Source organism: Pseudomonas sp. c313, assembly GCF_055407145.1.
Window position 1 is genome coordinate 762,330 of sequence record NZ_JBUZRD010000002.1, and the last position, 19,503, is coordinate 781,832.

Annotated in this window: 19 protein-coding genes; 11 read left to right on the top strand and 8 right to left on the bottom strand. The window is 60.4% G+C overall.

Annotated features, from left to right (window positions below):
* The first annotated feature begins 10 nt into the window (after positions 1-10).
* Complete coding sequence (locus ACZRKZ_RS08440) at positions 11-817, top strand: gamma-carboxygeranoyl-CoA hydratase (protein WP_463981337.1); 807 nt, start codon at positions 11-13, stop codon at positions 815-817.
* Positions 814-2,769 (top strand): acetyl/propionyl/methylcrotonyl-CoA carboxylase subunit alpha, encoded by a 1,956-nt coding sequence (locus ACZRKZ_RS08445; protein WP_463981338.1) that lies wholly within the window; start codon positions 814-816, stop codon positions 2,767-2,769. Before ACZRKZ_RS08440 ends, ACZRKZ_RS08445 begins: the two co-directional genes overlap by 4 nt.
* On the opposite strand, the gene ACZRKZ_RS08450 is transcribed toward ACZRKZ_RS08445, so the two are convergent.
* Entirely contained in the window at positions 2,766-3,413 is a 648-nt protein-coding gene (locus ACZRKZ_RS08450; protein ID WP_463981339.1) for a LexA family protein, read from the bottom strand. The two genes, ACZRKZ_RS08445 and ACZRKZ_RS08450, sit on opposite strands and share 4 nt — an antisense overlap.
* 129 nt (positions 3,414-3,542) lie before the next feature.
* On the opposite strand from ACZRKZ_RS08450, the gene ACZRKZ_RS08455 reads away from it, so the two are divergent.
* Both ACZRKZ_RS08455 and ACZRKZ_RS08460 read left to right on the top strand, forming a co-directional pair.
* Positions 3,543-3,905, top strand: coding sequence for a DUF6124 family protein (locus ACZRKZ_RS08455; protein WP_463981340.1), 363 nt, complete (start codon positions 3,543-3,545; stop codon positions 3,903-3,905).
* A gap of 466 nt (positions 3,906-4,371) precedes the next feature.
* Positions 4,372-5,523, top strand: coding sequence for a M14 family metallopeptidase (locus tag ACZRKZ_RS08460; RefSeq protein ID WP_463969426.1), 1,152 nt, complete (start codon positions 4,372-4,374; stop codon positions 5,521-5,523).
* A gap of 34 nt (positions 5,524-5,557) precedes the next feature.
* On the opposite strand, the gene ACZRKZ_RS08465 is transcribed toward ACZRKZ_RS08460, so the two are convergent.
* Positions 5,558-6,004 carry a winged helix-turn-helix transcriptional regulator gene (locus ACZRKZ_RS08465; protein ID WP_463969425.1) on the bottom strand — a complete coding sequence of 149 codons (447 nt, stop codon included), beginning with the start codon at positions 6,002-6,004 and terminating at the stop codon, positions 5,558-5,560.
* A 99-nt stretch (positions 6,005-6,103) separates the two neighbouring features.
* Between ACZRKZ_RS08465 and ACZRKZ_RS08470 the strand changes: the two genes are divergently transcribed.
* Positions 6,104-7,303 (top strand): MFS transporter, encoded by a 1,200-nt coding sequence (locus ACZRKZ_RS08470; protein ID WP_463981341.1) that lies wholly within the window; start codon positions 6,104-6,106, stop codon positions 7,301-7,303.
* Between the two features lie 6 nt (positions 7,304-7,309).
* On the opposite strand, the gene ACZRKZ_RS08475 is transcribed toward ACZRKZ_RS08470, so the two are convergent.
* Both ACZRKZ_RS08475 and ACZRKZ_RS08480 read right to left on the bottom strand, forming a co-directional pair.
* A complete protein-coding gene (locus ACZRKZ_RS08475) occupies positions 7,310-7,849 on the bottom strand; it encodes a cytochrome b (protein ID WP_463981342.1) in 540 nt (179 codons plus the stop codon).
* Positions 7,846-8,928 carry a catalase family peroxidase gene (locus ACZRKZ_RS08480; protein ID WP_463981343.1) on the bottom strand — a complete coding sequence of 361 codons (1,083 nt, stop codon included), beginning with the start codon at positions 8,926-8,928 and terminating at the stop codon, positions 7,846-7,848. Before ACZRKZ_RS08480 ends, ACZRKZ_RS08475 begins: the two co-directional genes overlap by 4 nt.
* A gap of 169 nt (positions 8,929-9,097) precedes the next feature.
* Here ACZRKZ_RS08480 and ACZRKZ_RS08485 point away from each other — a divergent pair, with 169 nt between their 5' ends.
* The 3 genes from ACZRKZ_RS08485 to ACZRKZ_RS08495 all read left to right on the top strand — a co-directional run bounded on the left by ACZRKZ_RS08485 (position 9,098) and on the right by ACZRKZ_RS08495 (position 11,789).
* A complete protein-coding gene (locus tag ACZRKZ_RS08485; protein WP_149414001.1) occupies positions 9,098-9,604 on the top strand; it encodes a sigma-70 family RNA polymerase sigma factor in 507 nt (168 codons plus the stop codon).
* A complete protein-coding gene (locus ACZRKZ_RS08490) occupies positions 9,601-10,356 on the top strand; it encodes an anti-sigma factor family protein (protein ID WP_463981344.1) in 756 nt (251 codons plus the stop codon). Before ACZRKZ_RS08485 ends, ACZRKZ_RS08490 begins: the two co-directional genes overlap by 4 nt.
* 125 nt (positions 10,357-10,481) lie before the next feature.
* A complete protein-coding gene (locus tag ACZRKZ_RS08495; RefSeq protein ID WP_463981345.1) occupies positions 10,482-11,789 on the top strand; it encodes a leucine-rich repeat-containing protein kinase family protein in 1,308 nt (435 codons plus the stop codon).
* A 45-nt stretch (positions 11,790-11,834) separates the two neighbouring features.
* On the opposite strand, the gene ACZRKZ_RS08500 is transcribed toward ACZRKZ_RS08495, so the two are convergent.
* Together ACZRKZ_RS08500 and ACZRKZ_RS08505 are read right to left on the bottom strand one after the other, a co-directional pair.
* Positions 11,835-12,542 carry a YebC/PmpR family DNA-binding transcriptional regulator gene (locus ACZRKZ_RS08500; protein WP_463981346.1) on the bottom strand — a complete coding sequence of 236 codons (708 nt, stop codon included), beginning with the start codon at positions 12,540-12,542 and terminating at the stop codon, positions 11,835-11,837.
* 184 nt (positions 12,543-12,726) lie between these two features.
* Positions 12,727-13,587, bottom strand: a complete 861-nt coding sequence (locus tag ACZRKZ_RS08505) for a LysR substrate-binding domain-containing protein (RefSeq protein ID WP_463981347.1) — start codon at positions 13,585-13,587, stop codon at positions 12,727-12,729.
* A 112-nt stretch (positions 13,588-13,699) separates the two neighbouring features.
* On the opposite strand from ACZRKZ_RS08505, the gene ACZRKZ_RS08510 reads away from it, so the two are divergent.
* The 3 genes from ACZRKZ_RS08510 (at position 13,700) to ACZRKZ_RS08520 (ending at position 16,341) form a co-directional block, all read left to right on the top strand.
* A complete protein-coding gene (locus ACZRKZ_RS08510) occupies positions 13,700-14,809 on the top strand; it encodes a 2-aminoethylphosphonate--pyruvate transaminase (protein WP_463981348.1) in 1,110 nt (369 codons plus the stop codon).
* A 36-nt stretch (positions 14,810-14,845) separates the two neighbouring features.
* The gene (phnX, locus tag ACZRKZ_RS08515) at positions 14,846-15,673 is read left to right on the top strand and encodes a phosphonoacetaldehyde hydrolase (RefSeq protein WP_463981349.1); all 828 of its coding nucleotides are present in this window, start codon (positions 14,846-14,848) and stop codon (positions 15,671-15,673) included.
* A 122-nt stretch (positions 15,674-15,795) separates the two neighbouring features.
* The gene (locus ACZRKZ_RS08520; RefSeq protein ID WP_463969414.1) at positions 15,796-16,341 is read left to right on the top strand and encodes a cytochrome b; all 546 of its coding nucleotides are present in this window, start codon (positions 15,796-15,798) and stop codon (positions 16,339-16,341) included.
* 2 nt (positions 16,342-16,343) lie between these two features.
* On the opposite strand, the gene ACZRKZ_RS08525 is transcribed toward ACZRKZ_RS08520, so the two are convergent.
* Together ACZRKZ_RS08525 and ACZRKZ_RS08530 are read right to left on the bottom strand one after the other, a co-directional pair.
* Positions 16,344-17,237: a 1-aminocyclopropane-1-carboxylate deaminase/D-cysteine desulfhydrase gene (locus ACZRKZ_RS08525; protein WP_463981350.1), complete on the bottom strand. Its 894-nt coding sequence runs from the start codon at positions 17,235-17,237 to the stop codon at positions 16,344-16,346.
* A gap of 57 nt (positions 17,238-17,294) precedes the next feature.
* A complete protein-coding gene (locus ACZRKZ_RS08530) occupies positions 17,295-19,334 on the bottom strand; it encodes an oxidoreductase (protein WP_463981351.1) in 2,040 nt (679 codons plus the stop codon).
* Positions 19,335-19,503: the final 169 nt, after the last annotated feature.

Below are 19,503 nucleotides of genomic sequence, written 5' to 3' on the forward strand. Positions count from 1 at the left end.
GCTGCACCCCATGAGCGATTTCAATACTCTCGAACTGGTTACCGACGCCCGTGGCTTCGCCACCCTGTGGCTGAGTCGAGAACACAAAAACAATGCCTTCAACGCCGAAATGATCCGCGAACTGATCATTGCCCTGGACCACGTCCAGGGTGATCCCGCCCTGCGCTTTCTGGTACTGCGCGGCCGTGGCAAGCACTTCAGCGCCGGCGCCGACCTGGCCTGGATGCAACAGTCGGCCGAGCTGGATTACCACACCAACCTGGATGACGCCCGGGAACTGGCGGAGCTGATGTACAACCTGGCCAAGCTGAAAATCCCGACGCTGGCGGTGGTTCAGGGCGCAGCCTACGGTGGCGCTCTCGGTTTGATCAGTTGCTGTGACATGGCCATTGGCACCAATGACGCGCAGTTCTGTCTGTCGGAAGTGCGCATTGGCCTGGCGCCAGCGGTCATCAGCCCGTTTGTGGTTCAGGCCATCGGTGAGCGTGCAGCACGCCGTTATGCCCTGACTGCCGAGCGGTTCAGTGGTGAGCGCGCGCGGGAAATCGGCCTGTTGGCGGAAAGTTATCCGCCAGCCGAACTGAATCATCAGGTTGAACAGTGGATCGCCAACCTGCTGCTCAACAGCCCGGCGGCGATGCGTGCCAGCAAAGACTTGCTGCGCGAAGTCGCTCACGGCGCGCTTACCCCGGCACTGCGGCGCTATTGCGAAAACTCCATCTCGCGCATCCGCGTCAGCGCCGAAGGTCAGGAAGGCTTGCGAGCCTTTCTGCAAAAACGTCCGCCCAGCTGGCAATCCCAGGAGCCGCGTTCATGAGTTCACCTGTTCTCACTACCGTGCTGGTGGCCAATCGCGGCGAAATTGCTTGCCGGGTCATGCGCACGGCCAAATCGTTGGGGCTGACCACGGTCGCCGTCCACAGCGCCACCGACCGTGATGCCCGCCACAGCCGCGAGGCCGATATCCGCGTCGACCTGGGCGGCAGCAAGGCTGCTGACAGCTACCTGCAAATCGACAAACTGATCGCGGCCGCCAAGGCCAGTGGTGCCCAGGCGATTCATCCCGGTTATGGCTTTCTGTCGGAAAACGCCGGATTTGCTCGAGCGATTGAAGCGGCCGGTTTGATCTTCCTCGGCCCGCCCGCCTCGGCCATCGATGCCATGGGCAGCAAATCCGCTGCCAAGGCCTTGATGGAGACCGCCGGGGTGCCGTTGGTGCCCGGCTACCATGGTGAAGCACAGGACCTGGCAACCTTTCGCGAAGCAGCCGAACGCATTGGTTACCCGGTGTTGCTCAAGGCCACCGCCGGTGGTGGCGGCAAGGGCATGAAAGTGGTCGAAGACGTCAGCCAACTGGCCGAAGCCCTGGCCTCGGCACAGCGTGAAGCCCTGTCGTCCTTTGGCAACGCGCAGATGCTGGTGGAGAAGTACCTGATCAAACCACGCCATGTGGAGATCCAGGTGTTCGCCGATCAACATGGGCATTGCCTGTACCTCAATGAGCGGGACTGCTCGATCCAGCGCCGTCATCAGAAGGTCGTTGAAGAAGCGCCAGCACCCGGTCTCAGCCCTTTGCTGCGCAAGGCCATGGGCGAATCTGCAGTACGTGCGGCCCAGGCCATCGGCTACGTCGGTGCTGGCACCGTGGAATTTTTGCTGGATGCACGAGGCGAATTTTTCTTCATGGAGATGAACACTCGGCTGCAGGTGGAGCACCCGGTGACCGAGGCTATCACTGGCCTTGACCTGGTGGCCTGGCAAATTCGTGTGGCTCAGGGCGAACCGTTACCGATGACCCAGGAGCAGGTGCCGCTGCTCGGCCATGCCATTGAAGTACGCTTGTACGCCGAAGACCCTGCCAATGATTTTCTGCCGGCCACCGGGCACCTGGCGCTGTACCGTGAATCCGCGCCTGGGCCGGGCCGCAGGGTTGACAGTGGTGTCGAGCAAGGCGATAGCGTTTCGCCGTTTTACGACCCGATGCTTGGCAAGCTGATTGCCTGGGGCGAGGACCGCGAACAGGCGCGCCTGCGACTGTTGAGCATGCTGGATGAGTTCGCCATCGGTGGGCTGAAGACTAACCTGGGTTTTGTGCGACGTATCATCGGCCATCCGGCGTTTGCGGCGGCGCAACTGGATACCGGGTTTATTCCTCGCTATCAGGATGACCTGCTGCCCGCCGTCGGCGAATTGAGCGATGAGTTCTGGGAAGCAGCCGGCCATGGCTTTATGCAGAGTCAGCCTGCCAAGGTACGCGATGATGATCCTTGCTCGCCCTGGGCTCGCAGCAATGGCTTTCGTGCAGGCTTACCCGCCGAGACCTCGCTGCACTTGAGTTGCAACGGCCAGGATCGCCTCGTGACGCTGCGAGAAAGTGTTCACGCACCGCAACTGCGGGGCGAACAGTTGCTGATCGACCAGCAAGGCGTGCGGCACTCGCACCTCGCCGTACGTGGCGAAGGGGTTTTCTTTCTGCGCTGGGACGGCGAGATGCACAGCGTGAGGCTGTTTGATCCGATCGCCGCGGTTGAGGCCAGCCAGTCTCATCAAGGCGGCCTGACCGCACCGATGAATGGCAGCATCGTGCGCGTGCTGGTGGAACTCGGGCAGGCCGTTGAGGCCGGCGCACAGTTGGTGGTGCTGGAGGCCATGAAAATGGAACACAGCATCCGGGCGCCCCACGCCGGCATCGTCAAGGCGCTGTATTGCCAGGAAGGCGAAATGGTCGGCGAAGGCAGCGCGCTGGTAGAACTGGCGGCGCAGGCTTAGAACTTCACCGTCGCCTGTACCACTACGCCGATGATCCGGCATTCATCGGTGAACAGGGCTTTCGGATAGGTCGGGTTAAGCGGCACCAGGTAAAGCTGGCCGCTCTCCTCCATCAGTTTGCGGAAGGTCGCCTGGATGGCATCCGGCCATTGGGCGACTACCAGCTTGCCGGGCCCGGCTTCAATCGCCGGGTCGACCAAGATCATCATCCCTTCACCGATGCTCAAACCGCTGGGCGCGGTCATCGCGTCACCTGTCACCTGCAGCCAGAACGCAGCGCCGCGGGCGCGGTAGTCCGTCAGCTCGAAGCGCGCAGCGCCATAGGCCGGGCGCTCTTCGCGAACCTCGCCCACGCCCTTCCAGTCGCTCACCGGATAACGAAAATACGGGTTGTATTTCTCGGCCGGCAACTGCTCGTCTTCAACCGGCTCGGTGGCCTTTTCGCGGATCACCAAGGCGACTTCGAGAACCCCCAGGCCGAGCTCCTCGATCACCCGATTCATGTCGGCGAGGCTCGGTATACGGCGTTTGTTCAGCCAATGGCCGACGCCGCCCTGGGACATGCCCAAGCGCTCTGCAAGCTGATCCTGTGTGACCTTGCGGTCTTTCATGCTGGTTTTGACCAACGCTATCCATTTGTCCATAGGGCCGACAATACGTTGTGTATTCAGGCCCACAATAAACAGTTTGTAGTAATCAATCAAATGACATAAATACAATTCGTACTATTATTGAGTCCAGGCATTCCACTCCCCACCCAGAGCACCCACATCATGACCCTGTCCCCGGACCACCAGCCCTGTACACCCGACGAAGATGAACTGCTTTTCCTGCACAGCAGCGGTGCAGCCCAGCGTGCGCTGGATTATTACTTGAAAACGGATGTAACCGAATCGGTAACCGATGGCACCTTGTTCGAAGTCAAGGCCGAGGTCAGTGATGAAGAAGCCCTTCTCCACGCCTCTGACCTGCTGCGCAGCGCGGCCGCCACGGCTTATGAATCGGCGAATGGCACCCTCGGCAATAGCCGCGATCTGGCATTTTCGGTGGTTTATTTGATTGATATGGCCAGGGCCATGCTGGAACGGACACTGCAAGTCTCGGCTCGGAAAACCGATCACCAGACAAGCGCGTAGAAGGCATGAACGACAAATATTTCTATCAGACGGATAAAAACATTTGACTTGCAAATGATAATGATTATTATTGCATGCAGCTGGTCGCGAGATCAGTCGATAGACCAAGGGACCTTAGGTCGGACTCTTGGAATATCTCCTCATCAGGCTAATCACGGTTTTTGACCCGGCTCTTTGGCCGGGTCTTTTTTTGCCAGTTTTTCCTGGCGTGGCTTCAGGCTAATGAAGACTGTGTGTTGCTTGATGGCTCGCATAGTAGCAAAAGACTATCGCCGAAAGAAAGCCGATCAAGCGCTCTGGCATCGATCTTTCCAAAATAGCACTTGAGAATCAATCTCATAGATTCTAAGCTACTGCGGCGTCATGGATGACGCCCCCCTCTTCCCACGCAAAAATTTGCGTCCGAGCTTTACCTCGCGCCTGTGTAAAATGCCAGCCACAACAATCATATTCAGGCAACCAGACTATGACCGTGGCCTTGACCTCCATCAAAATCAGCACCAACTTTGACAGTGGCAATATCCAGGTGCTCGACGCCAGCGATGCCCATCAATTGCTGCTGGCGATCAAACCAGATACTCGTAGCCAGCACTTCCAGTGGTTCCACTTCAAGGCCGAGGGCATGCATGTGGGCCACACCCACACCTTCCGCCTGAGCAACGCCGGCCAGTCCTCCTACAAACATGCCTGGACTGGCTACAGCGCCGTGGCATCCTACGACCACATCAATTGGTTCCGGGTGCCTACCCGCTTTGATGGCGAGACCCTGCACATCAGCCTTGAAACCCAGGAAAAACAAGCCTGGTTCGCCTACTTCGAACCCTACAGCCGCGAGCGTCATGACGGGTTGATCGACCAGGCGCTGAATCGCGCCGGCACTCAATTGCTGGCCACCGGCAAAAGTGTTGAAGGCCGCGACATTCCATTACTGCGTCGGGGCAAAGGCGGCAAAGGCAAGCGCAAGGTCTGGATCATTGCCCAGCAACATCCGGGCGAGCACATGGCCGAATGGTTCATGGAAGGCATCATCGAGCGCCTGCAACAGGACGGCGATGATGAACTGAAAAAGCTCCTAGCCGCCGCCGATCTGTACCTGGTGCCCAACATGAACCCGGACGGAGCCTTCCACGGCCACCTGCGCACCAACGCCATGGGCCAGGACCTCAACCGCGCCTGGCAGAGCGCCAGCCAGGAAATCAGTCCGGAAGTGCTGTTCGTCCAGCAGCAGATGGAAAAATATGGCGTCGACCTGTTCCTGGATATCCACGGTGACGAAGAAATCCCCTACGTCTTCACCGCTGGTTGTGAAGGCAACCCTGGTTACACGCCGCGTATCGAACAGCTGGAAAAACACTTTCGCAGCCACCTGAGCGCACTGACCCGCGACTTCCAGACCGTCCACGGCTACACCCGTGATTTGCCGGGCGAAGCCAACATGACACTGGCCTGCAACAGCGTCGGCGAGAAGTTCGATTGCCTGTCACTGACCCTGGAAATGCCCTTCAAGGACAACGATGACTCACCTGATCCGCACACCGGCTGGTCTGGCAAACGCTCGATGCAGTTGGGCAAGGATGTGTTGAGTACGGTGGCGGATATCGTTGCAGTGTTGCGCTAACCCCCTGCTGGAGGGCCCTCTGGATTTGGGCCCTTTACTCGACGGCCACGCGTCGACAATCCTCTGGCCCCACCAGGCGGCCATCTGCCGACCGCAACTCCAGCGCCCGTAACGCAAGCCCCTGCTCGCAGTCCACCATCACCGAATGGTGTTCACCCTCAGCGTAGAAAAACCCCTCGCCCCATTGCCGTAATCCAATGATCACGGTGAACAACCCCCTGCCCTTTTCCGTCAACTGGTATTCCTGATACGCGCTGCCATCCGACGCCGGAACGATCTCGAAAACCCCATGGGCCACCAGGCTACGCAAACGCGTCGAAAGAATGTTCTTGGCCACCCCCAGGCTGCGCTGGAACTCACCAAAGCGTCGGATGCCGTCGAAGGCATCACGAATGATCAACAGCGCCCAACCATCGCCAATGGCATCGAGGGAACGAGCCACCGGGCATTCGGCACCTTCAAAGCGGGTGAGCTTGACCATGGGGAGATGCCTGCCTTCGGAAAAATGTAGTTGCAATATAAAACCAGAATACCTACCGTACAACTGGTTTTAATTCGAAACCGGAATAGGGGAATCACAATGTCTCAATCCCCCTTGAGCGGCGCCGTAGTCTTGCTGTTCGCCATCGCCTGCGGCCTGTCGGTGGCGAACGTCTATTATGCCCAACCCTTGCTGGATGCCATGGCCGACACCTTCGCCATGGACCACGCCACGGTCGGTATCGTCATCACCCTGACCCAGATCGGTTATGGCGTCGGCCTGTTACTGCTGGTGCCCCTGGGCGACTTGTTGAACCGGCGCCGCTTGATCGTCGGCCAGTTGCTGTTGTCGACTTTCGCGGTCCTGCTGGTGGCACTGTCCTCCAACCGCTTTTGGCTGCTGGCCGGCATGGTCCTCACCGGGTTGCTGGCGGTAGTGACCCAGGTGCTGGTGGCCTATGCCGCAAACCTGGCACGGCCCAAGCAACGCGGGCATGTAGTGGGGCTGGTCACCAGTGGCATCGTGGTCGGCCTGCTGCTGGCGCGCACGGTGTCGGGAACCATGGCTGACCTGGCCGGTTGGCGCTCGGTGTACGTGTTGTCGGCGGGATTGACCTTGCTGATGGCGCTGCTGCTTTGGCGGATCTTGCCCTCAACCGAACAGCCAAGGGCCAGCGAATCCTATGGTCAGTTAATCCGCTCGGTCTTCACCCTGTTCCGGGAAGAAAAGGTACTGCGGGATCGGGCGGTACTGGCGCTGCTGATTTTCGCCGCCGGCACCGTGCTGTGGACGCCACTGGTGTTGCCCTTGAGCGCCCCGCCGCTGTCGTTGTCCCACACGCAAATCGGCCTGTTCGGACTGGCCGGTGCAGCCGGTGCCCTTGGTGCCGCCCGCGCCGGGCATCTGGCCGACCGGGGCCTGGCCCAATGGACCAGCGGCGTTGCCCTGGTATTGATGCTGGTGTCCTGGCTGGCGATTGCCTTTACCCAATCCTCCCTGTGGGCGCTGTTGCTCGGCGTGATTACCTTCGACCTGGGCCTGCAAGCAGTACACGTCACCAGCCAAAGCCTGATCTACAGCGTACGCCCCGAAGCCCAGAGCCGGTTGGCGGCCGGCTACATGCTGTTCTATTCGGTGGGCAGCGCGCTGGGATCAGTGGGTGCAACCATGGTGTATGCCTGGGCGGGATGGATTGGAGTCTGCGCCCTTGGCGCCGGCATCAACGTGCTGGCGCTGATCTACTGGCGGGTTACGCTGGACCCTGCAACGGCTGCACAAGCACAACCGTCACAGGGTTAACCATCATCAGTCCTTGGTCCCGGTCATGCTTTGCAGCACGCCATCACGGCGGATCAGCCCATGAAACAGCGCCGCCGCCAGATGCATCAGCACCGTCAGGAACAGCAAATAGGCAAGAAACCCATGAGCTTTGCGCAACACCGAAAATAGCTGGGCATTGGTCGAGACCAGTGCAGGCAACTGCACGGAACTGCTGAGCATCACCGGATCACCCGCCGCCGAAATCATCCCCCAGCCCAGCAACGGCAAGATCAGCATCAACCCGTAAAGCACGATATGGGACGCCTTGGCCGCCAGCACCTGCCATAACGGCAAGTCGGCGGGCAACGGCGGCTGGCGAGTGGAAAAGCGCACTACCAGGCGCACGATCACCAGCGCCAGGATGGCGATCCCCAAAGGCTTGTGCAGATGCAGCAGCCACTCGTGCCGTTCCGAGACCGAGGCCGCCATACCCGCGCCGATAAACAGCATGGCAATGACCATCAAGGCCATCAGCCAATGCAGCAGCCGCGCCAGCGGGGCAAAAAACCGGGGTTGGGCATTCATGGCTTCGACTCCTGAGGGGCACTGTGCAACTGACTGACTTCACTGGTACGGCGCAGGTAGGAACTGGCATATGCCGCCGAACGAGCGGCCAGCAGCGGGTCATTGGAGGCTTCGATGCCACTGGGCAGGATCAACGGATCAAAGTTGATATCGCGGCAATCACCGTCGACTTGCGGCTGACTGCTTTGCAGCACCAGGGTCCCGGCGTTCAACACCTTGTGCTCACCCGACCAGGCCTTGCTGGCGTCATCAGTGGGGTCGCCGGGATTGGCCAGGGTGATATTTAACTGCCAACGCAGGGGGCCGGCTACCAGGCGCTGTGCCAGGTCTTTTTCCAGGAAGTCAGCGCCTTCAGGCGCCGCAGCACCTGGCGCATCCTCACTCACAGGCACCACGCCCCAGCGAACGGCCTGACGTTGGCCACTGGCATTCACCAGGTAAAACGCATTGATGCCGTTATAAGTCTCTGTGGCATAGCTGGCGGACGGCTTAGCGGTCTTGATCCAGGCCAGAAACGGCGCCGTCTGCGGATGAGAAGCAAAGAATGCCGGCATATTGGCCGGGTTCGGCTTGCCGGTGGCAGGGTCCGGCGCGCCCGCCTTGAGCATCTGGTAGAACGCCTCAGGCGTGCCCACCGGAAACACCGGCATGCTGTTCATCCCAGTGCGCCATTGCTGGCCGTTGGCCAAGCTGAATTGCAGGGCAAAACTGCGGATCGGCACACTGCTGTCCGGCGCATAGGGGTTGCCGCTGGGCAAGGCAAAGCGGCCAATCACCGGCGTACGCGCCTCGCTGAACACTTGGGCACTGGAATACTGACGCACCGAAGGGTCACTCTCGAAATAACCCGCCACGCATACACCTTTAGAGTGGTTTCGCCGGTAACCCGGATGCACGCCGCTGTTGGTTTCCAAGGCGTTGACCAGGGTTTTCGGGCGTAATCGTTGTGGGTCAAGGCTGCCGTTGACGTAGGCAAAAGCCCCGACCACAACCGCAACCACCGCGCCGATGCTGGCTAACCGTGCTATCAAGCTTGCGGTACTGAGCGGCGGACGTGGCGGTGATGAGTGATCTACCATGAAGGAACTCCAGGGCCAACGGCCAAAGGTGTGAAAACAGAAGGTCGGAGCAATAGGACGAACCCCGGCAAACTCTATTCCCGGGCTGGCTGTTTATTTTTCAAGGCCTGGAATAACCTTCAACGCTGGGCGTCTTCCTAGTCCCAGCGTAGTGACTAGCCAGAACCCCATGCACGAACTCGACGAACAGTTACGTGAACTCATTCCAAGGCTTCGGCGTTTTGCCGTGTCCCTGACGCGTAACTCCAGCAGCGCCGACGACCTGGTACAGGCGAGCCTTGAGCGCGCGATCATCCGTTGGGCCGACAAGCGCCCCGAAGGCGATTTGCGCGCATGGCTGTTCTCGATCCTTTACCGGCAGTTTCTCGATGCTCACCGGCGTTCCCGGCGCTATGCGCGGATGCTTGAGTTTTTTACCGGCCGCGATGACGCCCAGCCCTCGGTGGAGCGCACCGTGATTGCGCAATCGACCCTGCAAGCCTTCGACCAACTGAACACCGAACAACGCGCCCTGCTGCTGTGGGTCTCGGTAGAAGGCTTGAGCTACAAGGAGGTCGCCGACATCCTCGATGTGCCCGTCGGCACCGTGATGTCTCGCCTGTCCCGTGCGCGCCAGGCCTTGCGTCAGGTCAGCGACGGCGAAATCACCAGCCCTTCCCTGCGGATACTCAAATGATCAGCCTGCCTCCCAGCGAACGCGATTTGCTTGCCTACGTCGATCACCAGCTTTTGGAGGCTGATCGTCGCCTACTCGATACCTGGCTGGCGGCCCACCCCGAGGTCGCGGCCCAGGTCCACGCCTGGCAACAGGATGCACAACACCTGCGTGCCGCCTTGAGCGGCGTGCTGCAACAACAACCCGCCAATCCTGACCTGGACCCGGCCGTGATTCGCCAACGGATCAAGCGCCAGTCTCGCCGTCACCTCGCCACCGCCGCCGTGCTGTTGATAGCCGTCAGCGTCGGCGGCCTGGGCGGATGGCAGGCACGGCAAGCGACCATGACCAGCGCAGAGCCACCGATGACCGATGCCATGCAGGCCTATCGCCTGTTTGCCCAGAACCAGATCATGCCCGCCGACTACAAAGTGCAAGACAAAGGCGACATGCAAGCCTGGCTCGACCGCTACTTCACCCAGGCCCACCGCCTGCCGGACCTGACCCAGGCGGGTTTCAAGGCGGTCAGCGGGCGCTTGCTCACCACCGAACAGGGCGCGGCGGCCATGGTGCTGTACGAAGACCCCCAAGGCCGGCGCATCAGCTTCTACATCCGGCCACCAGGGCCGGGAAACAACCTGCTGCCACGGGGCAGTCGCACTGCCGACGGGTTGCAGGCCGAGTACTGGTCGGGCGCCGGCTACAACTATGCGATGGTCAGCCCGGCGGATGAACCGACCACCCAGATGCTCAAGCAGACCATAAGGTTCTAGAACCCCACGCCCAACACCACATGTCAATATCGGTCCTTGCGGTACAGATCGCGCCCCTGCGCTTGTCAAACCGCTATCATCACCACCCGTTACGCCCTTCCTATTGCCGAGTGACCACGCTGTTCATGGATACCCTTGCCCAACTCAAGGCCGGCCAATTGGCTGGCATCAAGCGTCTGGACCTATCGTGCGGGCTGACCGAGTTCCCCCGGGAAATCTTCGACCTGGCTGACTCCCTGGAAATTCTCAACCTGAGCGGCAACGCCCTGCACAGTCTGCCGGACGACCTGCACCGCCTGCCCCACTTGCGCGTGCTGTTTTGCTCCGACAATGTCTTCACCGAACTGCCCGAATGCCTGGGCCAGTGCACCCGGTTGAGCATGGTCGGCTTCAAGGCCAACCAAATAGAAAACGTCCCGGCCGCCGCCCTGCCGCCATTGCTGCGTTGGCTGATCCTCACCGACAACCGCATCAGCCGGTTGCCGGCCGAGTTGGGCGAAAGACCGCTGCTGCAAAAACTGATGCTGGCCGGCAATCACCTTGAACAGTTACCCGAGAGCCTGGCCCACTGCAAAAACCTTGAGTTGCTGCGTATCGCCTCCAACCGCTTGACCCACCTGCCGGGTTGGCTGCTGGCGCTGCCCAGCCTGACCTGGCTGGCCTATGCTGGCAACCCGGTGGAAATGGCCGTTGAGGTGGCCGGCAACGACACGACACCCAATATTCCCTGGTCGCAACTCGACCTGGCCCAGGTGCTCGGCGAAGGCGCTTCCGGGATCATTCGCCAGGCGACCTGGACCCCAACGACGGGCCCGGCCAGGGCCGTCGCGGTCAAGCTCTACAAAGGCAGCATCACCAGCGATGGTTCTCCCTTGCACGAGATGCAGGCCTGCATCGCTGCCGGCCAACATGCCAATTTGATCAAGGTTGAAGGCCGCGTCATTGGACATCCCGAAGACCAGGCGGCGCTGGTGATGCAACTGATCGAGCCGAGCTACCGCAACCTCGCAGGCTTGCCGAGCCTGGCCTCGTGTACCCGCGACGTCTATGAACCCGGCACGCGCTTGCGCGCCGAGGTGGCCCTGCGCATGGTGAGCGGCATCGCCTCGGTGGCGGCGCATCTACATCGCCAGGGCATCACCCACGGCGATCTCTACGGCCACAATATTTTGTGGAACGAAGCCGGTGATTGTTTGCTGGGGGACTTTGGTGCCGCCTCGTTCCATGCCACCGCTGACAGCCTCGAAACACAGGCCTTGCAGCGCATTGAAGTGCGGGCATTCGGGGTGTTGCTGGGGGAGTTGCTGGAGCGGATTGAGACCGGGTTGAGCGATGAAAACCGCCGGGCACTGGAGGTATTGCAGGAGCGTTGCTGTCAGCCGGATGTGCTGGCAAGGCCGGGATTCGCCGAGATCGAGGCGCTGTTAGCGTGACCGTATGATCATTCCCACACTGTGTGGGAATGATCAGTTAAAGGGTTAGCCCGCCACCAACCCGACAAACATGTCCTGCACGTCGTCATGGTTGTCCAGGCCTTCGAGGAAGGCTTCGACTTCAGCCATTTGCTCGTCGCTCAAACCGCTGACCGGGTTCTTCGGCTGATATCCCAGCTTGGCGGACAGCACGGTGAAACCCTGTTCAGGCAAGGCTTTCTGTACGGAGTCGAGGTCAGTAGGCTCGGTGATGAACAGGGTTGCGCCCTCTTCGCCTTCTTCAAAATCCTGAGCGCCGGCTTCAATGGCGGCCATTTCTGGATCGGCGTCCGGGGTGTCTGGCGTGGCTTCGATCATGCCGACATGGTTGAAGTCCCAGGCCACGGAGCCGGAAGCGCCCAGTTGACCCTTGCGAAACGCCACGCGGATTTCCGCCACGGTACGGTTGATGTTGTCGGTCACGCACTCAACGATCAATGGCACCTGATGCGGGGCAAAACCTTCGTAGGTCACGCGATGGTAGTGCACGGTCTCACCCAGCAGGCCAGCGCCTTTCTTGATAGCCCGGTCCAGTGTTTCCTTGGGCATCGAGGCCTTTTTGGCCTGTTCCACCACCAGACGCAGGTGCGCGTTGGTCGAGATATCGGCACCATTGCGGGCGGCAATGGTGATCTCTTTCACCAGTTTGCCGAAAATCTTGCCCTTGGCATTGGATGCCGCTTCTTTGTGTTTAACCTTCCACTGTGCGCCCATGACTCGCTCTCTTTTGTCCATCGCGCCGAGACGTCTACTGGCCGGCGCTTTGGGGGCAGAGTTTATAGCGCAAAAACACTCTGATCCACCAAAAAACCGGCCGCTGACGCAGGAGGTCAGGTGCGCAATGGTTTGGAGTGGTGGCGACATTCCTGGAGATTGTCAGGGAAAGCCTGCTGGAGGATCAGCCCGGCGCCAACTCAAAAAACGCCTGAATCAAGCGCAACTCCCGGCGCCGCTCCATGCAACCGATCATGTGCCGGTTCACCAGCCCGTCGCCGCTGATGGGAATCGCTCGAACCCGTGGGTCGCGGCTGACCTCCACCGATGACACCACCCCCACCCCCAACTCAGCGGCCACGGCTTCCGTCACCGCTTCGCGGCTGTCCAGTTCCAGCAGCACCTTGGGCTGGACCCCCGCCTGGGTGCAGGCATCGTCGAAGGTGCGGCGGGTAATGGAACTGGGCTCGCGCAGCACCATGATCACCTGGTCCAGTTGCTCAAGGCGAACCCCTGCCGGGTCCGCCAACCAGGGATGCCCTGCCGGCACCAGCGCGCAGATCCGTGACTCACTCAAGGGTTGCAGGTGCAGGCCCTTGCGCGGCTCGACCTCGGTCAACACCGCCACGTCAGCGTGTTCGGACAGCAGTGCGGCGAGGGTTTCCTGAGCGTTGCCCAGGCGCAGGTTGACGGTGATCCCCGGATAACGGGCGCGCAGCTTCGCCAGCATCGGCATGACCATGTGCGGCCCGTCCGCAGCCACTTCCAGGCGCCCGGTGAGCAGTTGCCGGTTGGCCTCCAGCATCGCTTGCGCCTCATCCACCAGGCCAAAGATGGTCCGAGTGATCGCGGCGAGCTTGGTGCCCTCCTCGGTCAATTCCACCCGCCGGGCAGTACGCCGTAACAGGGTGATCTGGTAGTGCTCCTCCAGCGCCTTGATATGCCCGGTGACCGCCGGCTGGCTGATAAACAATCGCGCAGCGGCACGGGTAAAACTACCGTCACGGGCGACGGCATCAAATGCACGCAGTTGAAATAAATTCATAGCTATCGGTCTCACTGATGGCTGGCATAACAACAAACAATTTGATTGATGGCAAGGCAAACTGCAACTTATGTCCCGTAGCTTCACCCCAACGCTTTGCGAGGACATCAGAATGAGTACTGCCGCGCCGATCCTGCTCACCCCCGGCCCCTTGACCACCTCCGCCCGTACCCGCCAGGCGATGATGGTGGACTGGGGTTCATGGGATGACAGTTTCAATCAACTGACCGCCAGCCTCTGCAATCAGTTGCTGACCATCGTCAACGGCAGCGACAGCCATCACTGCGTGCCGTTGCAGGGCAGCGGCACTTTCGCGGTCGAAGCGGCCATCGGCACCCTGGTCCCACGGGACGGCAAGGTGCTGGTGCTAATCAATGGCGCCTATGGCAAGCGCCTGGCGAAGATATGCGAAGTGTTGGGCCGCTCATTCAGCACCTTTGAAACCGCCGAAGATGAACCCACCACCGCCGCCGACGTCGACCGCCTGCTGCAGGCTGACAGCGGTATCACCCACGTCGCACTGATCCATTGTGAAACCAGCACCGGCATCCTCAACCCACTACCGGAAATCGCCCAGGTCATCGCCCGCCACGGCAAGCGCCTGATCATCGACGCCATGAGTTCCTTTGGCGCGCTGCCCATCGATGCCCGCCAAGTACCTTTTGATGCGTTGATCGCCGCCTCCGGCAAATGCCTGGAAGGTGTGCCGGGAATGGGTTTTGTCTTCGCCGAAAAACAGGCACTGGTCGCCTCCCAGGGCAACAGCCACTCCCTGGCCATGGATCTGTTTGATCAACACAGCTATATGGCCAAGACCGGCCAATGGCGCTTCACCCCGCCAACCCACGTCGTCGCCGCACTGCACGAAGCGTTGCTGCAATACAACGAAGAAGGCGGCTTGCCGGCTCGCCATCAGCGCTATGCCAACAACTGCCAGACACTGCTGGAGGGGATGGCCCAGCTCGGTGTACGCAGCTTTCTACCCGCCGCGATCCAGGCGCCGATCATCGTCACCTTCCACGCGCCAAAAGATCCGCGCTACCAGTTCAAGGACTTCTACGAACGGGTCAAGGCCAAGGGATTCATCCTCTACCCCGGCAAATTAACCCAAGTGGAAACCTTTCGCGTCGGCTGCATCGGCCATGTCAACCAGACCGAGATGCAGGCTGCCGTGGCAGCGATTGCCCAGGTACTGCAAGAGATGGAAGTGCTGGAAATCTGATTACCCCCACTTATTTTGAACCACAGGATTTGAACCATGAACTACCAAAACCCAAGCAAACTCCAAGCCGCCATCCTCGACTGGGCCGGCACCGTGGTCGACTTCGGCTCCTTCGCCCCAACTCAGATCTTTGTCGAAGCCTTCGCCGAATTCGACGTCCGGGTCTCCATCGAAGAAGCGCGCGGCCCGATGGGCATGGGCAAGTGGGACCACATCCGCACGCTGTGTGACCAGCCGCAAGTGGCCGAGCGGTACCGCAAAGCGTTTGGCCGTACGCCGACCGATGACGACGTGACCGCCATCTACCAACGCTTCATGCCGTTGCAGATCGAAAAGATCGCCGAACACTCCGCCTTGATTCCCGGCGCCCTGGAGACCATCGCGCAGTTGCGTCAGCAAGGTATCAAGATCGGCTCCTGCTCCGGCTACCCCAAGCAGGTCATGGATAAGGTGGTGGAACTGGCCGCCCGTAACGGCTATGTCGCCGACCATGTGGTCGCCACCGACGAAGTGCCCAACGGTCGCCCGTGGCCGGCCCAGGCATTGGCTAACGTGATCGCGCTGGGGGTAGATGATGTCGCCGCCTGCGTGAAGATCGACGATACCGTACCGGGCATCCTAGAAGGCCGTCGTGCCGGGATGTGGACCGTGGCGCTGACCTGCTCGGGCAACGCGCTGGGCCTTACCTACGAACAATTTCGCGCATTGGACGGCGAAACACTGGCCAGCGAACGCAGCCGCATCCAGGGCCAGTTCGAAAGCTCACGTCCTCACTACATGATCGACACTATCAGCGACCTGCCTGCGGTCATTGCCGATATCAATAGCCGTCTGGCACGAGGTGAGATGCCGCAGAGCAACTGATCAAGATCAACATATCGCGACCTCACGCAGTTGCCACGGGCAAATCTGGAAAAAAGGCTTACATTGAAAGGACTTCGTCGCTAAAGAACGGAGGTTTGCCCTGATGAGTGAGGAACAAAGCGATGCCCTGGAAAAACACCGATTCGCGTTACAGCACGATGTCGATTGCCCTGCACTGGCTGATGCTGGTGCTACTGGTGATGGTCTACACCACCATTGAGTTTCGCGGGATATTCCCCAAGGGCAGTGGTGGCCGTACGTTAATCAAGGAGCTGCACTTTATGTTCGGCCTGACGGTATTCGTACTGGTCTGGCTGCGACTGTTCGCGCGCACCCTGGGAGTAGCACCGAAGATCGTGCCGGCGCCGCCGCAATGGCAGGCCTTGCTTGCCACCCTGATGCACGTGGCGCTCTATGTATTCATGATCGGCATGCCGATTTTTGGCTGGTTGATCGTTAGCGCCGAGGGACACTCGGTGCTGTTTTACGGGATTGAGTTACCGCCGCTGATTGGCGAGAACAAGGACCTGGCCAAGCAGATCGAAGGCTGGCACGTGCTGGGTGGCACCATCGGCTATTGGCTGATCGGCCTGCATGCCGTAGCGGGGCTTTATCACCATTACTTTATGCGTGACAACACCGTGCGGCGGATGATGCCTAAACGCTGACCCTACGCAAAACCCCGGCGGCCCTGTAAGCCGCCGGTGTGGATGAAGATCAGGCGTGTGCCTACGGCAAACCGGCCCGCCTCGACTTGCTCCTTCAACGCCAGCAGCGCCTTGGCGGTGTAAAGAGGCTCAAGGGGCAAACCGCTGGCCTGTTCCGTGGCGTCGATAAACGCCAGCAGCACGGGATCAACCTGGGCAAATCCGCCTCGGCTGGCATCGAGCAGCTCGAACCCTCCTTGCACAATCTCGCACACCTGGCGCTCCACACCGTGATCCAGCGGCACCGCCAGCGCGCCATACACCGGGTGCGCGCCCGCCTCGGCCAGCACCAGCCCGGCCAACGTGGTGCCCGTCCCGGCTGCCAGCCACCAACCGTGATAATCCTCCCAACCCAGACCGCGTAACTGTGCCTGTGTCTGAAACACCAACTGCCTGCAGCCCATGGCCCCCGACAATCCTCCGCCACCCTCAGGCACCGGGTGCAAATGCGGATACTGTTCCTTCCACGGCAGCCAGAAATCAGGCTTATGGCGCGCCCGATATCCGCCATAGCCCAGACAATGCAGCTGCATGCCGAAGGCCTTGAGGTCAACTACGGTGGGGGTTTCTTGAGGATGACCACGCAATAGCCCGACGGTGGCAAAGCCGAAGCGTTTGCCGGCTGCCGCCAACGCGTGCAGGTGGTTGGAGTAAGCACCGCCCAGGCTGATGATGCCGCTAGCGCCGGCTTGCTGAGCTTGAGCCAAATGCTCGGTCAGCTTGAACCACTTGTTACCGCTGATCAGCGGGTCGATACGATCCAGGCGTAGCACCGCAACCTCGATGCCTGCGCGAGCCAGCCAGTCCAGATGCAACGGTTCAAGCGGGGCGTGAGGGAGCCAGTCGAAGGGACCCATGGCAGCGAGTCTGCATGAAAAAAGGGGCGGTAGTCTAACACCGCCCCTTTAACGCACTTACAACTCAGCGGCGAGGCGCGAGCCCTGGTTGATGGCACGCTTGGCATCCAGCTCGGCGGCAACATCGGCACCACCGATCAGATGCACATTCTGCCCGGCAGCGACCAGACCGTCCTGCAGTTCGCGCAGCGGGTCTTGGCCTGCACAGATGACAATGTTGTCCACCGCCAACACCTGGGGCTCGCCATCGGCACCGATGCGGATGTGCAAACCTTCATCATCGATCTTCAAGTACTCGACGCTGTTGAGCATCTGCACCTGTTTGTTCTTCAGGCCGGCGCGGTGAATCCAGCCGGTGGTCTTGCCCAGGCCGTCGCCGACCTTGGAAGCCTTGCGCTGCAGCAGGAACACCTGGCGCGCCGGTGCGTGAGGCTCAGCCTTGATTCCGGCTACTCCGCCCCGCGCCTCAAGGTGAGTATCAATGCCCCACTCTTTCCAGAACGCCTCACGGTTCAGGCTGGTGGACACGCCTTGGTGCACGAGAAATTCCGACACGTCAAAACCGATGCCACCGGCCCCGATCACCGCCACACGCTTGCCCACTGGCTTGCGTTCCAGGATCACGTCCAGGTAGCTGAGCACCTTGGCGTTCTCGACACCCGGAATCGCTGGGGTACGCGGCGCAATACCGGTGGCCAGGATAATTTCGTCATAACCGCCAGCCACCAGATGCTCCACATCCACGCGGGTGTTGAGGCACAACTCGACATGGGTCGTCTGCAACTTGCGCTTGAAATAGCGCAGGGTTTCAACAAACTCTTCCTTGCCCGGTACGCGCTTGGCGATATTGAACTGGCCGCCGATCTCGCTGGCGGAATCGAACAGCGTCACTTGATGTCCGCGCTCGGCCGCCACGGTCGCTGCAGCCAAACCCGCAGGCCCGGCGCCGACCACGGCGATTTTCTTGATCTGCTTGACGGGCAGATAGTTGAGTTCGGTCTCATGGCACGCCCGTGGGTTGACCAGGCAGGTGGTCAGTTTTCCGCTGAAGGTGTGATCCAGGCAGGCCTGGTTGCAGCCAATGCATGTATTGATCTCGTCAGCGCGGCCTTCAGCGGCCTTGTTGACGAAGTCCGCATCCGCCAGGAACGGCCGGGCCATGGAGACCATGTCGGCATCGCCTTCGGCCAGGATCTGCTCGGCGATTTCCGGAGTGTTGATACGGTTGGTGGTAATCAGCGGGATCTTCACCGAACCGCGCAGCTTGGCAGTCACTTTACTGAAGGCGCCACGGGGGACTTTGGTGGCGATGGTCGGGATGCGCGCTTCATGCCAGCCAATGCCGGTGTTGATAAGCGTCGCGCCAGCCTGCTCGATGGCCTTGGCCAACTGCACGATTTCTTCCCAGGTGCTGCCGCCTTCCACCAGATCGAGCATCGACAGGCGAAAGATGATGATGAAATTGGGCCCAACGGCTTCGCGCACCCGACGGACGATCTCCACCGGCAAGCGCATGCGGTTTTCGTAGGCACCGCCCCAACGGTCGGTGCGATGGTTGGTGTGGGCGGCGAGAAACTGGTTAATGAAGTAGCCTTCAGAACCCATGATTTCCACACCGTCGTACTCGGCGACCTGGGCCAGTACCGAGCAGGTGACGAAATCGCTGATCTGCTTTTCGATGCCCTCTTCGTCCAGCTCTTTAGGCTTGAACGGGTTGATCGGCGCCTGGATTGCGCTTGGCGCTACCTGCCTGGGGCTGTAGGCATAACGGCCGGCATGGAGAATCTGCATGCAGATCTTGCCACCCGCTTCGTGCACGGCATGCGTGACGATCTTGTGTTTTTGCGCCTCTTCCTCGGTGGTCAGCTTGGCCGCACCGGAATACACCCCGCCTTCATCGTTGGGGCCAATGCCGCCAGTGACCATCAGGCCAACGCCGCCACGGGCGCGCTCGGCAAAATAGGCCGCCATGCGCTCGAAACCACCGGGTTTTTCTTCAAGACCAGTGTGCATCGAGCCCATCAGTGTGCGGTTGCGCAAGGTGGTAAAACCCAGGTCCAACGGGGCCAGCAGGTGCGGGTAGGCAGCAGCGGTCATGGTACAGCTCCACAACGGATCATCACGGGACGTGGGACGCTCGAACGGCACCCCATCGGTTTATGTCCCACAGACTAAGAGTCCACCCGCTGTCGCTCAATGACTGAAACTGACAACTTATTGATCTAAATGTGCAGCACCTCTTGGCAAGTGTGTCTATCAGCCCTGC

Coding starts and splice junctions, on each gene's coding strand:
- ACZRKZ_RS08440 (WP_463981337.1), top strand. CDS start 11: ATGAGCGATTTCAATACTCTCGAACTGGTTACCGACGCCCGTGGCTTC.
- ACZRKZ_RS08445 (WP_463981338.1), top strand. CDS start 814: ATGAGTTCACCTGTTCTCACTACCGTGCTGGTGGCCAATCGCGGCGAA.
- ACZRKZ_RS08450 (WP_463981339.1), bottom strand. CDS start 3,413: ATGGACAAATGGATAGCGTTGGTCAAAACCAGCATGAAAGACCGCAAG.
- ACZRKZ_RS08455 (WP_463981340.1), top strand. CDS start 3,543: ATGACCCTGTCCCCGGACCACCAGCCCTGTACACCCGACGAAGATGAA.
- ACZRKZ_RS08460 (WP_463969426.1), top strand. CDS start 4,372: ATGACCGTGGCCTTGACCTCCATCAAAATCAGCACCAACTTTGACAGT.
- ACZRKZ_RS08465 (WP_463969425.1), bottom strand. CDS start 6,004: ATGGTCAAGCTCACCCGCTTTGAAGGTGCCGAATGCCCGGTGGCTCGT.
- ACZRKZ_RS08470 (WP_463981341.1), top strand. CDS start 6,104: ATGTCTCAATCCCCCTTGAGCGGCGCCGTAGTCTTGCTGTTCGCCATC.
- ACZRKZ_RS08475 (WP_463981342.1), bottom strand. CDS start 7,849: ATGAATGCCCAACCCCGGTTTTTTGCCCCGCTGGCGCGGCTGCTGCAT.
- ACZRKZ_RS08480 (WP_463981343.1), bottom strand. CDS start 8,928: ATGGTAGATCACTCATCACCGCCACGTCCGCCGCTCAGTACCGCAAGC.
- ACZRKZ_RS08485 (WP_149414001.1), top strand. CDS start 9,098: ATGCACGAACTCGACGAACAGTTACGTGAACTCATTCCAAGGCTTCGG.
- ACZRKZ_RS08490 (WP_463981344.1), top strand. CDS start 9,601: ATGATCAGCCTGCCTCCCAGCGAACGCGATTTGCTTGCCTACGTCGAT.
- ACZRKZ_RS08495 (WP_463981345.1), top strand. CDS start 10,482: ATGGATACCCTTGCCCAACTCAAGGCCGGCCAATTGGCTGGCATCAAG.
- ACZRKZ_RS08500 (WP_463981346.1), bottom strand. CDS start 12,542: ATGGGCGCACAGTGGAAGGTTAAACACAAAGAAGCGGCATCCAATGCC.
- ACZRKZ_RS08505 (WP_463981347.1), bottom strand. CDS start 13,587: ATGAATTTATTTCAACTGCGTGCATTTGATGCCGTCGCCCGTGACGGT.
- ACZRKZ_RS08510 (WP_463981348.1), top strand. CDS start 13,700: ATGAGTACTGCCGCGCCGATCCTGCTCACCCCCGGCCCCTTGACCACC.
- phnX (WP_463981349.1), top strand. CDS start 14,846: ATGAACTACCAAAACCCAAGCAAACTCCAAGCCGCCATCCTCGACTGG.
- ACZRKZ_RS08520 (WP_463969414.1), top strand. CDS start 15,796: ATGCCCTGGAAAAACACCGATTCGCGTTACAGCACGATGTCGATTGCC.
- ACZRKZ_RS08525 (WP_463981350.1), bottom strand. CDS start 17,237: ATGGGTCCCTTCGACTGGCTCCCTCACGCCCCGCTTGAACCGTTGCAT.
- ACZRKZ_RS08530 (WP_463981351.1), bottom strand. CDS start 19,334: ATGACCGCTGCTGCCTACCCGCACCTGCTGGCCCCGTTGGACCTGGGT.